At 36.0% G+C, this 1,301-nt stretch carries 1 protein-coding gene; it reads left to right on the forward strand.

Features of this window, described 5'->3' with window-relative positions; translation table 11 throughout:
* Positions 1–216 precede the first annotated feature (216 nt).
* Entirely contained in the window at positions 217–885 is a 669-nt protein-coding gene (locus HC723_RS16810) for a hypothetical protein (RefSeq protein ID WP_190339907.1), read from the forward strand.
* The last annotated feature ends 416 nt before the right edge of the window (positions 886–1,301 follow it).

Consider the following 1,301-nt stretch of genomic DNA (forward strand, 5'->3'; position numbering starts at 1 on the left):
CGCAAAAATCCTTCGATTTAAATGTTTTTTACTAACCCAACTGTCTTTGCATCGCTAAGCTCTCTCGAAAAGATAAGGAAGGAACTCGATGTATCGTGATCATATCAACATTGAAATTCCTATCCTTTAAAATATAGATTGAGAATTGTACCATTATGTGTCAATATTTACCCAAAGCTACAAGAGTGGAATAAAACACAAAAAAAGGAATATATAATGAATTTTGTAAAAAATACCTTACTCTCATTGACAATTGGTTTGGTATCATATAATGCCTTAGCTGATTCTATTGCAATAAACAATTTAGACGAATCAAACATTAAGGTATACTTAGGTGATTCATTAATTAAAGATACAAATGAATCTCGTTTTTCCATTCAGGCAAACCCAAGAGAAACATCGTTCAGAGTACTTGCTGATGACGGGGACACACTATCTTTAACGCTAAAAAGCTCTTATAACTCCCATGCGAACATGTGTAACTATGCTCTTCTTGTTAGTAAAAATGACGGGTGGAAATTAGAAGGATATGATGAGGGTTGTACCCCATCTGAAGACCATTACAATCCGCCAAAACCTCAAGCAAACTACACAATAAAAAATAATTCTAACAATTCAGTTTACCCAGCTTTTGCATTGGAAGGTAAGGATTTTGCGTCCGACTCGATTCTTGGCTGGTTAGAACCAAATGCATTAAGAATTTATAATACAGACGATGCTTACTGGAAGTCTATAGGAATAAGTTATAATGATATTATAAGTGTTGCTGTATATGATCCATACAAAGGGTACGTTGTGTGCTCTAAAGATGAAGCCGTGAATGGAACAAAGGTATTCACTTACGATGGTACGTCTTGTACCGAGGCTGACGGTACAAATCAGTAATATCTCTAATCAGTTGAGATAGTATATACAGATCTAGTTATAACAAGACGGTAGTGGTTTAATGATCCACTAATACTGGAAAGTTTTTAAGCCACTTTTTTCATCTTTGTGTATTGCTCGGGGGTTGTACTGCCGAACAGGCAGTCCATTCTAAGCAAAATAGCCAGCTTTTTAGCTGGTTTTTTTGTGTCTATACCCATGATCATTGAAGATGCTTGATTTTCAATGAAATCAGGATCATGCTACTCACCATGAAAATAGAACTAACTCCTGAGAAAAAACAACAACTCCAAGATAGCGATGCTGCGCATCGAGCGAGGCCGCGTTAAATTATGTATTCAACATAAATTCAATTGACGCTATGATCTCTGCATCCTTTATTATCTCGAATTAAGTACCTCTTGGCACGCAACTAC

It is taken from the genome of Vibrio sp. S11_S32 (assembly GCF_014694465.1).
GTDB classification, from domain to species: domain Bacteria; phylum Pseudomonadota; class Gammaproteobacteria; order Enterobacterales; family Vibrionaceae; genus Vibrio; species Vibrio algicola.

What these genes read in the sequence shown, in the direction of transcription:
- HC723_RS16810 (WP_190339907.1), top strand. Translation starts at nt 217, where the DNA reads ATGAATTTTGTAAAAAATACCTTACTCTCATTGACAATTGGTTTGGTA.